At 62.4% G+C, this 13,448-nt stretch carries 13 protein-coding genes; 3 read left to right on the plus strand and 10 right to left on the minus strand.

The window, feature by feature from the left end; all coding sequences use genetic code 11:
• Nucleotides 1-45 precede the first annotated feature (45 nt).
• The 9 genes from KHQ24_RS12970 to speB form a co-directional block, all read right to left on the minus strand.
• The gene (locus KHQ24_RS12970; RefSeq protein WP_004205741.1) at nt 46-666 is read right to left on the minus strand and encodes a hypothetical protein; all 621 of its coding nucleotides are present in this window, start codon (nt 664-666) and stop codon (nt 46-48) included.
• Between the two features lie 155 nt (nt 667-821).
• Nucleotides 822-1,616 carry an SDR family NAD(P)-dependent oxidoreductase gene (locus tag KHQ24_RS12975; protein ID WP_043521343.1) on the minus strand — a complete coding sequence of 265 codons (795 nt, stop codon included), beginning with the start codon at nt 1,614-1,616 and terminating at the stop codon, nt 822-824.
• 60 nt (nt 1,617-1,676) lie between these two features.
• Complete coding sequence (locus KHQ24_RS12980; RefSeq protein WP_064795142.1) at nt 1,677-2,609, minus strand: 2-hydroxyacid dehydrogenase; 933 nt, start codon at nt 2,607-2,609, stop codon at nt 1,677-1,679.
• A 5-nt stretch (nt 2,610-2,614) separates the two neighbouring features.
• Nucleotides 2,615-3,343, minus strand: coding sequence for a class II aldolase/adducin family protein (locus tag KHQ24_RS12985; RefSeq protein ID WP_211777308.1), 729 nt, complete (start codon nt 3,341-3,343; stop codon nt 2,615-2,617).
• A complete protein-coding gene (locus KHQ24_RS12990; protein WP_211777309.1) occupies nt 3,344-4,864 on the minus strand; it encodes an amino acid ABC transporter permease/ATP-binding protein in 1,521 nt (506 codons plus the stop codon).
• A gap of 30 nt (nt 4,865-4,894) precedes the next feature.
• On the minus strand, nt 4,895-5,698 hold the full coding sequence (locus KHQ24_RS12995; RefSeq protein ID WP_023318954.1) for an ABC transporter substrate-binding protein: 804 nt from the start codon (nt 5,696-5,698) through the stop codon (nt 4,895-4,897).
• Nucleotides 5,698-6,786, minus strand: a complete 1,089-nt coding sequence (locus KHQ24_RS13000; RefSeq protein ID WP_146412174.1) for an isopenicillin N synthase family dioxygenase — start codon at nt 6,784-6,786, stop codon at nt 5,698-5,700. Before KHQ24_RS13000 ends, KHQ24_RS12995 begins: the two co-directional genes overlap by 1 nt.
• A complete protein-coding gene (locus KHQ24_RS13005; RefSeq protein WP_211777310.1) occupies nt 6,783-7,646 on the minus strand; it encodes a sugar phosphate isomerase/epimerase family protein in 864 nt (287 codons plus the stop codon). Before KHQ24_RS13005 ends, KHQ24_RS13000 begins: the two co-directional genes overlap by 4 nt.
• Nucleotides 7,647-7,656: 10 nt before the next feature.
• Entirely contained in the window at nt 7,657-8,607 is a 951-nt protein-coding gene (gene speB, locus KHQ24_RS13010) for an agmatinase (RefSeq protein WP_004145693.1), read from the minus strand.
• Between the two features lie 115 nt (nt 8,608-8,722).
• On the opposite strand from speB, the gene KHQ24_RS13015 reads away from it, so the two are divergent.
• Entirely contained in the window at nt 8,723-9,634 is a 912-nt protein-coding gene (locus tag KHQ24_RS13015; RefSeq protein WP_004205760.1) for a LysR family transcriptional regulator, read from the plus strand.
• Between the two features lie 321 nt (nt 9,635-9,955).
• On the opposite strand, the gene KHQ24_RS13020 is transcribed toward KHQ24_RS13015, so the two are convergent.
• Nucleotides 9,956-11,077, minus strand: coding sequence for an FAD-dependent oxidoreductase (locus KHQ24_RS13020; protein WP_130943992.1), 1,122 nt, complete (start codon nt 11,075-11,077; stop codon nt 9,956-9,958).
• Between the two features lie 185 nt (nt 11,078-11,262).
• On the opposite strand from KHQ24_RS13020, the gene KHQ24_RS13025 reads away from it, so the two are divergent.
• Complete coding sequence (locus KHQ24_RS13025; protein ID WP_043521365.1) at nt 11,263-12,162, plus strand: LysR family transcriptional regulator; 900 nt, start codon at nt 11,263-11,265, stop codon at nt 12,160-12,162.
• Between the two features lie 120 nt (nt 12,163-12,282).
• Nucleotides 12,283-13,440 carry an alpha/beta hydrolase family protein gene (locus KHQ24_RS13030; protein WP_064190124.1) on the plus strand — a complete coding sequence of 386 codons (1,158 nt, stop codon included), beginning with the start codon at nt 12,283-12,285 and terminating at the stop codon, nt 13,438-13,440.
• Nucleotides 13,441-13,448: the final 8 nt, after the last annotated feature.

Consider the following 13,448-nt stretch of genomic DNA (forward strand, 5'->3'; position numbering starts at 1 on the left):
GCGTCACCGCCGGCGGGCGCGTCCGGCGGTGGTTATCGGCCGCAGTCAGCCCTGCGGCGACAGCGCCTGTCGCGCCAGACCGCGGAAGTAGCAGGCGTAGCCGAGGGTGGCGGTCAGGCACAGCATATAGCCAAACGACTCGCTGCCTTCCTCCACCGTATTTTTCACCACCCGGGCGAAGTTCTCATTCAGTACGGCGTACCACAGGCCGTGCATGCCGAACAGCCGCGAGAAGACCAGAATCGCCAGCAGGCCGCTGATCATCATGCCGTAATAGGGCGTGCGGGTATAAGCCGCCAGCTGCGACAGGGTCTGACGCAGATGGCGCAGCGGCGCCAGCAGCGACCCCGCGGTGGCCAGCAGGGCAAACCACACCCAGCTGCCATGGGAAAGTAAATCAAACAGGCCATCCAGCTCACGGATCAGCATGGCGAGGAAGAAGCCGCCGATGAGGATATTGCTGTAGCGTAAGTGGGGGTAGTTGCGCGCCAGCAGGAAGTGAACCAGTACGATGACGGCCAGCACGCTCTCCTGCACCACTTCAGTCAGCGACACCTCCGGGATGTCGTTGCCAAATACCCGAATATCCACCCACAGGCAGAGTACCGCGAGAGCGGCTGCGACCGCCGCGCCGAGAAAGAAAAGCAAGCTTCGTAACAGAGACATTAACACCACAACTTATAGTTAAAACAAATATCATAAGTTTTGGGAATACATGTTCCTGTTCACTTTGTGCGACTTTGCGGCTGTTTTTTAACATTTTGCGCTTTTTAGCGCCGGGAAAGGCGACAGGGGAGGGGGACTCCCCTGAATGAGAGGCGTCAGAGAATATCATCCACCACGCCGCCGTCGACGCGCAGCGCGGCGCCGGAGGTGGCCGACGCCTGCGGCGAGCAGACGTAGACCACCATATTGGCGACCTCTTCCACCGAGGCCGCCCGCTGGATCACCGAACTCGGACGGTGGGTCATGACGAACGCTTTCGCCAGTTCCTCCAGCGACTGGCCGGTTCTCGCCACTTCGTCTTTCAGCATTTCGGCAAAGCCGTCAGAAATCGTCGGCCCCGGCAGAACGCTGTTAACGGTCACTCCACTGCCGGCGACATATTTCGCCAGGCCGCGGGCCAGCGACAGTTGGGCGGTCTTGGTGACGCCATAGTGGATCATATCCGCCGGGATATTGCGCGCCGATTCCGAGGAGATAAACACCACCCGTCCCCAGCCTTTGCTGACCATCGCCGGCAGCAGCCCCCGCGACAGGCGTACGCCGGACATGACGTTGGTCTGCCAGTAGTTGTCCCATGTCGCGTCGTCGGTGGCGTAGAAATCCTGCGGGCCATAGATCCCGGCGTTATTGACCAGGATATCGACGCCGGTCACCGCCCGCAGCAGCTGGGCTGCGCCGTCGGCACCGCTGAGGTCGGCGATGGCGGGTCGCACCTTCGCGCCCGACACCTCATTTTGCAGACGAGCGATGGCGGCGTTCACGCTCTGCTCGCTGCGCCCGTTAATGATGATCTCTGCGCCGCTCTCCGCCAGGCCTTTGGCGATAGCAAAGCCAATACCCGCCGTGGAGGCGGTGACCAGCGCGACTTTCCCCGATAAATCAATCTTCATGTTCCTGCCTTCTGGTTGTGAATCACCCATTAAGCGTAGCAGCGACGGTATCGGTGGGGATCAGTAACCGGCGTGCTTATTGACCAGGTTTTTGAGCGGCAGCCCGCGACGCTGGCGCTGAATGTTCTCCAGCAGCTGGCGGGCGATCACCTCGGCAGGGGCAGCAGAGGCCATATGCGGGGTGATCACCACCTGCGGATGGCGCCACAGCGGATCGTCAGCCGGCAGTGGCTCCTGCGGGAAGACGTCGAGCACTGCGCCGGCGAGCTGGCCGCTCTCCAGCGCCGCCAGTACATCCTCATTGACCATATGCTCTCCGCGCCCGCAGTTGATTAATACCGCTCCGGCGGGAAGCCTGCTGAACAGCGGCGCGGCGAGGATACCCCGGGTCTGCGCGGTGAGCGGCAGGAGGTTAATCAGTCCGTCAAGCGACCCGAGGAAGCTGTCGAGCGCCTCCGCGCCGCGATAGCAGGTGACGCCAGCCAGCTGCTTTTCACTGCGCGACCAGCCAGAGACCCGATAGCCAAGGCGGGCCAGCTGGTCGGCGATATAGCCGCCAATTTCGCCGAGCCCCATAATGCCGATATGGAAGTCGGCGGCGGCGCGCTGGGGATAGAGCTTCCAGGTTTGGGTCCGCTGGTGGGCCAGCGCCCGGTCGAAATGGCGCTGAAACCACAGGACGCTCCACAGAGCATATTCGAACATGCCGTGGCGAAAATCTTCATCGATCACCCGGCACAGCGGGATCTCGCTGGCGAACAGCGCGGGCGGCAGATGATCGACCCCGGCGGACGCGGCCTGGATCAGCTTCAGCCCCGGCGAGCGGCTCAGCAGCTGCGGGTCCGGGAACCAGCAGCTGGCGTACTGGGCGTCGCGTGCCGCCTGGTGATGGGGCAGAAGCGCCGTGACGTCGGGAAACTGCTGCAGGGCGGCGCAAATATCGCGGGCGAAATCCGCGTCGTTACAATCCACAACGATAGTGATATCAGACATAGGCGTTAGTCTTGGTAAGAGGTATCGAGACGGTCAAGACGGCGCAGCCACGCCTGCCAGACCTGTTGACGTTCATGCTCCACGCCCATCAGCTGCTCGCAGGCGTGCTGGCTGAGGTGCGGAGCGATGGTGTGGATCGGGCTGAGGGCCGCCAGCTGGGCGGTGGCCATCTGGATCTCGCAGGCGCGGTTGAGGTAGTACATGATGTAAAAGGCGTCAGCCACGGTGCGGCCCACCGACAGCAGGCCGTGGCTCTGCAGGATCATGGCGATATTATTCCCCAGCGAGCGCTGAATGCGCGCCCGTTCGTCAAGGTCAAAGGCCACCCCTTCATAGGGGTGGTAGCCGACGCGCTGGTAAAACTCGGTGCTAATCTGGTTGAGCTGCAGCAGGCCGTCCTCGCAGGCGGCCACCGCCATCCCCGGCAGGGTGTGGGTGTGGATCACGCAGTGGGCGTCTTCCCGAGCCATATGCACCGCGCTGTGGATGGTGAAGCCCGCCGAGTTAGCCGGCGCGTCGCCCTCGACGACCTTGCCCTGCATATCCACTACGATCAGGTTGCTGGCGGTGACCTCGTCAAACATCATGCCGAAGGGATTAATTAAAAAGCGCGGCTCGCCGTCGCCGGGCAGGCGCACGGAGAAGTGGGTGTAGAGGGTATCCTCCCAGCCGAACAGCGCCGCCAGACGGTAGGCGGCGGCCAGCTGCTGGCGCAGGTGTTGCTCAGTTGTCATTTAGCGTACTCCCATAAATTCACGGATTCGTTGCAGAGAAGGGGCCTCCAGCGGGCTGCGGATCACCTGCGGGGCGATGTCGGCCTGCACCACGCCGTTCTCCATCAGCACCACGCGGTCGGAAATCGACAGGGCAAAATCCATCTCGTGGGTGACAATCAGCATGGTCATGCCTTCGCGGGCCAGTGACTGAATGACCTTCAGCACCTCGCCCACCAGCTCGGGATCCAGCGCCGAGGTTGGTTCGTCAAACAGCATGATATCCGGCTTCAGCGCCAGCGCTCGGGCGATCGCCACGCGCTGCTGCTGGCCGCCGGAGAGCTGGCCGGGGTATTTGTGGGCGTGGGCCAGCAGACCGACGCGGTCGAGCAGCGCCAGGGCCTGCTCGCGGGCGACCGGCTGATCCAGCAGCTGGTGGTAGCGCGGAGCCAGCATCACGTTGTCGAGCACCGTGCGGTGGGGGAACAGGTTGAAGCTCTGGAAGACCATGCCGATACGCCGCACCCCGGCGCGCATCTGACGTTTATCGACGATGGCTCCGCCTTTCAGATAGTCCTCGCCGTAGAGAATGATCTCCCCGCCATCAATACTTTCGAGGGCGTTGATGGTGCGGATCAGGGTCGTTTTGCCGGAGCCGGACGGGCCGATGATGCTGATCACCTCCCCATTCTCCACCTGCAGGTCGATGCCTTTCAGCACCTCATGCTGGCCCCAGGATTTGCGGATGCCCCGCAGATCCAGCGCCGGCGGCGCGCCGTTGACGGCCGGCGTTTTGATCTCCTCCGTCAGCGCCGGCAGGCTCTGGCGCAGCGCCTGGCATTCCGCCTCGCTGAGGGTTTGCGGACGCTTGCGCTGAATATCGAGACGATTTTCCAGCGCCCGGAACAGCCAGGTGAAGACGGTAACCACCATCACGTAGTACACCGCCACCGCCAGCAGCGTCTCCATCACGAGGAAATTTTGCGCGTACAAGCGCTGGCCGGTGAGCAGCAGCTCGGGTAAGGAGACCACCGACAGAATCGAGCTCAGCTTAATGATGGTGATGTATTCATTGATCAGCGTCGGCAGCGAGATGCGAAACGCCTGAGGAATAACAATCAGCCGCTGGATGCCGATAAAGCTGAAGCTCAGCGCATGGCCCGCCTCGCTCTGCCCCTTGGCCACCGACAGCAGGCCGCCGCGGTGGATCTCCGCCATATAGGCCGCTTCGGTGACGGTCATCGACACCAGCCCGGCGATAAACGGCACCCCGAGTAGCGGCTGGGTCACCGGAAACAGCTGCGGCAGGTTGTAGACAAACACCAGCAGCACCATCAGCGGCACGCTGCGGAAAAACCAAATATAGAGTTCGACGGGGATCTTGATCCAGCGCGGCGCCGAGAGCTTCGCGCAGGCTAGCAGAAAACCGACCACCAGGCCGATCCCCCAGGACAAGGTGCTGACCACGATCACGGTCACGCACGCCTGCCAGAATGCCCCAATGCTAAACAATGAAAAAAAGTATCCCCAATCGAACGCCATACCGACTCCTGTTGCGCAGTGCTTATTGTCTTAATCGATGCTTTCTAAGTTGTATTTTTTGATCAGCGCGGCATATTTGCCGTTGGCTTTCAGCGTGGCGAGGGTGGCCTTAATCGCCTCCGCCAGCTCCGTGTTGCCTTTGGCGACGTAGATCCCCAGCGGCAGCGGGTAGACCAGGCGCGTCGAGCTTATCGCCAGGCGACCGCGGCTCTTGTCGACGATAATCTGCGCCGCCGGGGCGATCTCGAGCTGGGCGTCGATATTCTTCGACAGCAGCGCCTGGGAGGCTTCCGGCGCCGTCGGGAACTCCTGAATGGTGATGGCCGGTTTACCGTTTTTCAGGCACCACTCATCGGAGTGTTTTTTCAGGCTGGTCACCCAGGTGGTGCCTGCCTGCAGACCGACCTTCACGCCGCACAGCTCATCTTCGGTTTTCGGCTGCACCGCGCCGCCCTTCAGGGCGATGATCGACGCGCCGGAGAGGGCGTAAGGGATGGCGTCGGCCTGCTTCTGGCGTTCCGGCGTCACGTACATCCCGGAGATCACCGCGTCATATTTCTTGCCGATGCCGAGGATCAGGCTGGTGAACTTGGTGTCGATCAGCTGCGGTTTGGCCTGCAGATGCTCGGCGATCAGCGTCGCGAACTCCGGGTCGAGACCGACGATGTTGTTATTGCTGTCATAGGACTCAAACGGCGGGTAGGTAACCTCCATCCCCACCTTAAAGACGCCCTCGGTCAGCAGTTCCGCCGCCTGGGTGACAGAGGAGAAACAGGCGCTGACGGCGAGGGTAAGCGCGACGCGGCGCGAGATTTTTTTCAGGGTGCTAGTCATCATGGTTCCTCACGGGGGGTTAGGGGGTTTTTTTGCTGTGCCTGTTTTTTCAAATGGCCAAAGGTATTGGTGCCGCGCGCGCGCTCCGGCAACTGGAGCTCGCCGCGATTGACCTTCTCGCGCAGATAGCGATAGGTTTGCAGCGCCTGGCTCCACATATGCTCTCCGATGCTCAGCTCCTGATATTCGCTGGCTTCGCCGGCGGCCAGAAAGGTCGGTAGCGGGCGGATCAGCGTGTGGTAATCGCAGGCGAAAAACAGCGGGAAGGAGTACCGCTCCTGCGGCACTTTGCGCACCCGGTGGGCTGTAGCAACAAATGTGCCAGCGCTGAGCACTTCCAGCATGTCGCCGATATTGATCACGAACGCCTCTTCTCCGGCGGCGTTCGTGACGGGAGGCGCGTCGATCCACACGCTTTCTTCATTGAGGACTTCAAGCCCGGGCTGGTCGGCGAGCAGCAGGGTGAAGCACTCATAGTCGGTGTGTGCACCAATTCCGGGAACATCTTCGACGCTGGCGTCGAACGGGTAATGGATTAGCCGCAGCTTAGCCGGCGGGCAGGTCACCATCGGTTTGAAATACCCTTCCGGCAGGCCGAGCGCGAGGGCGAAAGCGTCGAACAGGCGGTGGCCGAGGGCGAAGACTGCATCGTAGTAGGCCAGCACCCGCGCGCGGAAACCCGGCAGATCGGGCCACTCGTTGGCACCGATCAGCGGCGTACCGGCGAGCACCAGAGGATGGTCATCCGCTGCCTGGAAGCCGATATCGAACGCCTCTTTATGGTCCGGCTTGCCAGCGCCGTAGATCTCTTCTCCTTCCGGGACGTAGCCCTTATGGCTTTTGGAGCGGCCGATGTAGTAGTTCATCTTCTCCTCCATTGGCAGGGCGAAGATCTGCTTCGCCGCCTCGCGGACGCCGGCGATCAGCGCCGGGTCGATGCCGTGGCCGGTGATGTAGAAAAAGCCCACCTCGCGCGCCGCGCGGCCGATGGCGTCGGCCACCGCCTGGCGCCTGGCGAGATCGTCGCCGGCCAGATCGCGGATATCGATGGTCGGGAGTTCAGTAAAAGCGTGCTTCGCGGCGGTCATGGCTGCGGTTCCTGTTCAGTGAGCGTTAAAAACTGCTGAAAGTGGGCCTGCTGGCGCGCGGCCATCCAGGCGTTGAGCGACCAGAGATCGGCCACCGGAACGTTGGTGAACGGCAGGTGGTGCAGATAGCCGTCGGCGCCAAACTCCGGCGTCAGGGTAGTTTGCGGGTAGCCGCGCCGGCGCTGTGAATGCCAGATTTGCTCCCAGAAGCGCTCGGCAAAGGCCAGCGCCGGCTGATACTCCGGCGCCGCCGGGTGCGGCACCTGCGGCCCCTGGTCGTAGCCCACCCGGGCCTGCACGTGATGCACGCGGTCGATAAAGGCGTTGAAGTCATCGCAGGGGTCATCCAGCAAGCGCTCGCTAACCACCACCCAGTGGCTGATGTCGGCGGTAAAGCGCAACTGGGGGAGCTGCTGAACGATCTCCAGGGTGAGCCACGGGCTGTACAGCGAGGTGGCGCGATGGGTTTCAAAGCTGCAGGTCAACCCAAACCCGGCGGCCAGCTCGTGCGCCTTGCCGAGAAAATCGACCTGCTGCGCCAGCGGCCAGCGATCGTTGCCCGCCAGCAGATTGACAAAGCGCGGGTTGAGGCCGCTGGCCTCGGCGAAGCGGGTCTGCAGGCGCGCCAGATGCTGTTCCGGCGTTTCATGCTGGGCGGGGAGCACCCCACCGCCGCTGAAGAGGATGGCGATATACTCCAGCCCCGACGCCTGCAGGCGGTCGGCGAGCTGCCGCCGCTCCTCCGCCGTCAACGGGACGCGGGCTTCGATACCACAGCAGCCGACGCGCTGCAGTTCATCCAGCGTTTGCGGCCAGGGGGTCGTCACTCCCCAGAGGGTGCGAAAGCATTTCAGCTCCATGGCGGCTTCCTCAGGCGTACTTCACGCCGGGCAGGACGCAGAGCATCTCGTACAGCAGGTTGGCCGCCAGCTGGGAGGTATTACCGCTCACGTCGTAGGGGGGCGAGACCTCGACCAGATCGGCGCCAATCAGGTTCAGGCCGCGGCAGCCGCGGACGATCTCCAGCGCCTGAATGGAGGTCAGACCGCCGACTTCCGGCGTGCCGGTTCCCGGAGCCCAGATGGGATCGAGGCTGTCGATATCAAAGCTGAGATACACCGGCCCGTCGCCCATCTGCTGGCGGACTTCGGCCATCAGCGGCGCCAGCGAGGTATGCCAGCACTGCTCCGCCTGCACCAGGCGAAAGCCCTGGTCAACGCCCCACTGGAAGTCGCCGGCGGCGTAGCCCTGGGCGCGCTGGCCAATCTGCACCACCCGTTTGAGGTCGAGCAGTCCCTCCTCAACGGCGCGGCGGAAGGTGGTGCCGTGGGCGATTTTCTCACCGAACATCTCATCATTGGTGTCGGTATGGGCGTCGACATGGATGAGCCCCACCGGCCCATGTTTTTTGGTCAGCGCCCGCAGGATCGGCAGGGTAATGGTATGGTCCCCGCCGAGGGTGAGGGGGATCAGCGGATAACTATTCAAACCGGTGTAGTAATCTTCGATAATTTGCACCGATTTGAGCAAACTGTAGGTATTGATCGGCACATCGCCGATATCGGCCACCGACAGCGAGTCGAACGGCGCGGCGCCGGTCGCCATATTGTACGGACGGATCATCACCGATTCGGCGCGAATATAGCGTGGTCCGTAGCGCGTACCTGAGCGCTGCGAGGTGCCGATATCCAGCGGAATGCCGACAAACGCCGCATCAAGTCCCTGTAAATCTTCGATAAACGGCAGGCGCATCATCGTGGCGCGGCCGGCGAAGCGTGGCATCTCATTGCCACCCTGCGGTTGGTGAAAGAGGTTATCCATGTCTGCTCCTGAATCTGACGGATGAAACGTAACAGGAGAGATAGTGCGCAACCCGCGCTGGACTTTACATCGTCTGGCGTAAATACTCAGTTCATTTATTGGTGAACTAAATACGATGCATAATGACGCCAGCCTCAATATTCGCCAGCTGCAGGTTTTCGAGGCGGTGGCCCGCCTGGAGAGCTACAGCCGGGCCCAGCAGGAGCTGGGCATTTCGGTCTCCGCCATCAGCAATGCGATGTCGCAACTGGAGGGACAGCTCGGCTTCACCCTCTGTCAGCGCGGGCGCGGCGGCTTTTCCCTGACCGAGAAAGGTCAGCAGTTTTTACAGCAGGCGATCCGCGTGCTGAGCGAACTCAATGAGCTGGAGCGGCAGTCGGCCCTGCTTAAAGGGGAGCACAGCGGCACCCTGTGCATCTCGACGCTCGACTCCATCGAGACCGAAACGGCGCTCTCGCTGCCGGTGGTTCTGCGCAGCTTCAGCGACAAATTTCCCCATGTGCATATCAAACTGATTATTCGCACCCCGGCGGAGCAACTGAACGGGGTGCTGAACAACCATATCGACCTGGCCATCGGCAGCTACAACTCGCAGGTGCATAACATCATCAGCGAGCCGCTGTACCGCGAGCAGCACTGGCTCTACTGCAGCGATCTGCACCCGATGTTCTTCAGCCGCCAGCTCGATAAAGAGCAGATCAGCCAGTGCCCGCTGGTGACCCGCAGCTACTGGAACACCAGCGATCTCCGCCGCCGGGGCTTCAGCAAAGGCAGCGCCACCGTTGAGACCGTCGACGCCCAGCTGCTGCTGATCCTCTCGGGAAAATATATTGGCTATCTGCCGGAGCATTACGCCTGGCCGTGGATCAAAGAGAACCGCCTGCGGGTGCTGCTGCCCAACGAGTTTGGCTTTCAGTCGCCGTTCTCGGCTATCTGTAAGCGCGGGCGCAGCAATGAACCCTATCTGAAAGCGTTCCGCGATCTGCTGAAGAAGAACACGGTGGCGCGGCCGAAGTGGAATTATTAAGCGGGGCGGGCGCTTCCCTCCGCCGTGGCGGCGGTTTTCCTGTTCAAAAAACGAACGGCAGCCGGTAGCCCGCTTGTGCTGGGGCTGCCGGACAACTGCCTCCAGGTTATCCACAGGGTTAGGCGCCGCAGGTGTGGACAGCTCGCCGGGCGGCGCGGTCGTTAGCGATTCGCTTTAATGGTTTTTTCCGCAATCGTGATGGTGGAGAGTTTGTGCAGGCAGATCAGCGCCTGGTGAAAGGGGGATGCGATGGCGATCGTGCCGGCCAATGAACAGGGGGATAATCCGCCAGCGTGGCCGGCGGAGGGCGCCGGGCAGGGCTTATATCGGCTTCGCCGTCAGGGTCATCATATCGCCGATCGCCTGCTGGCGGTCAAAATGGCGATCGCGGTGGATCTCGCTCTCGCCCACCTGCAGCGAGGCGGCCCAGATCTGCTGACAGCGCGGCCGGCGGCGGGCGTCAAAGTGCGCCAGCGCGGCCGCGACGCTGTCGGTCTGCTGCAGCGCTTCGCGCAGCACGATGGCATCCTCAATCGCCATGCCCGCCCCCTGACCGAGATGCGGAGTGGTAGCGTGAACCGCGTCGCCCACCAGCACGACGCGTCCCTGATACCAGGGATCGTCGACGAACAGCTCTTCCAGCGGCTTATAGACGACCTCGTCGTTGTTAACGATATGCTCGCGCAGGCTGCCCGGCAACCCCGCACCGGGCGGCAGACGGCGGCGCATCTCCGCCGCCAGCTGATCGCGGGCGTAGCGGGGGTTATCCGCTTCGTGGGAGGTGATAAACAGATACATCAGATCGTCCCCCAGCGGCACCAGCCCGCAGTTGCAGCTCTCGCCCATAAAGCACATCAGATGGTCCACCTCCGGCGGTCGCGGAAAGTTGTAGCGCCATACGCCCTGACCGGTAAAGCGGGGGCGATAGCGCTCGCCGTACAGCATGCCGCGCACCCGGGAGTAGATCCCATCGGCGCCCACCAGCAGATCGTAGCGCCCCTGACCGCCACGGCTGAAGCTCACCTCAACCGCATCGTCAACCTGACGGAAGGCGTCAATGCTCTCGCCGGTGGTCAGTCGGACCCCCAGCTCCCGGGCGGTGGAACAGAGTACGTTGTGCAGGGCCAGGCGGGAGATGCCGACGTTGGCCGGGAACTGTTCACCGGCCAGCCGCTGGCCGGGAAAGCTGGCTAGCTGCTGGCCGCTCAGGGTGTGCACCGAGACGCTGTCAAACGGCCAGGCGGCGTCCAGATAGCGTTCCAGCACCCCAAGCCGCTGCATTTCGCGCACGACATTGTTCTGCTGAATGATACCGACGCCGTAGACCCGCCACTGCGGTTGGATCTCTACGACATCGACGGCGACGCCGGCCTGGCGGAGGGCGATGGCGGTACACAGACCGCCGATGCCGCCGCCAACGATTAATACGTTATTGATGTTCATCGTAGCTGTTTTCTCGAGGGGACAGAGTAGAGGACGTTAACCAGGCCAGCGGCGCGCTGACTAATCGCGATAAAGAATGATCGCTATCGCAAAAAACGATATCGCCGTGGAAATTGAAAACAAAAAGTTGCAGAAAAGTTAAATTAAGCCACAGGATAAGCACGCCATTTCTCGCCGGGGGACCCATGCGTTACCAACATCTTGATCTGAACTTACTGGTGGCACTGGATGTGTTACTTGACGAACAGAACATCACCCGCGCCGCGGGCCGGTTGCATATGACCCAGTCTGCCACCAGCGGGGTGCTCAACCGGTTACGCACCTACTTTGAGGATGATTTGCTCACCCAGGTGGGCAGAAAGATGCGGCCCACGCCGCTGGCGGAAGAGCTGCGGGAGCCGGTCCGCGACGTGCTGATGAAAATTCAGACCTCTATTGCCCGACGGCCGGTGGATGAGCCGGCAACCAGCAAGCGCCATTTCCGCATTATGGCCTCGGATTACGTGATCAACGTGATGCTGAAGGATGCGCTGCAAACGGTGCACCTGCAGGCGCCGAATATGACCTTTGAGTTTTTCTCGCCGGACGCCCAGTCCACCGGCATGCTCAACCGCGGCGAGCTGGATATCATCGTGGCGCCGGAGCGTTTTATGGCCGCCGACCATCCCGCCGAAGCGCTGTTTGACGAAGAGTTTGTCTGCCTGGCCTGGGCGGACAATCCCCACACCGGCGAGGCGCTGACCCTCGATGCCTGGCAACAGCTGGGGCACGTGTCGGTGGTCTTTGGCCGCGAGCGGCAGCCGGGGCTGGAGGGCAATCTGTTTGCCGAGTCGGGGCTCAGCCGCCGTATCGAGGTGGTGACCCACAGCTACCACTGCGTTCCGCAGCTGCTGATCGGCACCTCGCGGATCGCCACGCTGCACCGGCGGCTGGCGGAGCAGTACGCGGCGATGCTGCCGCTGCGTCTTTTCCCGGTCCCGGTGACGCTGCCGGTGATGCGCGAATTTATCGGCTGGCACCGCTCGCTGGATAACGATCCTATCTTCGGCTGGCTGAAAGCGAAAATCGTCGCCAGCGCACGCTAACCCACTGGTATTGTTCCCGTCGATACCTGACATCCTGAGACATGATTGGTCGCCCGCAGGTGCTTTATGTGACAGTGCCTGCGCTACAGCGATTGCGACTGAATGTTGAAGGATGACCCTATGTTTCGCTATTTCCCTAAAAACTATGTCTGGAACCTGTCGGTGGATCTCTCCATCGAGATGGGCGCCCGCATCGGTGAGATCGAAGAGATGTGCGCGCCGCTATTGGCCGCGTCCGAGCATCCCGACGCCGAAGGCACCCGCGCGTTCCGGGAAACCTGGTCCCGCATGGCCGATAAATTATGCGCGCTGGCCGGCGAAGATGAGGCGCGTGGACGGCGGCTGTCGGCAGGAGAGAAATATCTTCGGGCGGCCAACTATTACCTGACCTGCGAGCGCCTGCAGGCGCATGGCGCGCCGGACCGCGATGCGCTGTACCGCCGCTTTCTCGATGTCTTTGCCGCCGGGCTGCACCATACCCATGCCAACTGTCAGCGGGTGACTATCCCCTACGAGGGCAAAACCCTGTCGGCGCTTTACGTCCGCGCCGAAGGGGCGACCGGCCGCGCGCCGCTGCTGGTGCAGGTCAACGGTCTCGACTCCACCAAAGAGATGAAATATCTGGTGGGGCTGCCGCAGTGGCTGGCGCGGCGCGGCGTCTCCTCGCTGGTGGTCGACCAGCCGGGAACCGGCGAAGCGCTGCGTCTTCACGACATGCAGGCCCGCTATGACAGCGAGCACTGGGCCAGCCGCATCGTTGACTGGCTGGAACAGCACCCGGAGGTGGATGCCGGGCGCATCGGCATGGAAGGGGTCTCGCTGGGCGGCTATTACTGCCCGCGGGCGGTGGCGTTTGAGCCGCGCTTCGCCTGCGGCGTGGTGTGGGGCGCCAATCACGACTGGCGGGAGGTGCAGCAGCGCCGCCGCGAACGCGAAGGGGATTTTCCGGTACCGCACTACTGGCAGCACGTGCGCTGGGTGTGGGGCGGCGAGGATATCGACGCTTTTATGCGCATCGCGGAGAACGTCCATCTCGACGGCATTCTTGACCGCATACGGGTGCCTTTTCTCGTCACCCATGGTGAAAAGGACTCGCAGATCCCGGTGAAATGGGCGCAGCGCACCTACGACCAGCTGGTGAACAGCCCGCGCCGCGAGCTGAAAATTTTCACTGACCGCGAGGGCGGTGTGCAGCACTCCAGCTTCGACAACTCGATTAACGCCGGGCACTACATCGCTGACTGGGTGGCGGAAGCCCTCGGCGGCCGGGTGGCCTGAACACGCAT

Source organism: Klebsiella sp. 54, from assembly GCF_018223875.1.
Taxonomy (GTDB): domain Bacteria; phylum Pseudomonadota; class Gammaproteobacteria; order Enterobacterales; family Enterobacteriaceae; genus Klebsiella; species Klebsiella quasipneumoniae.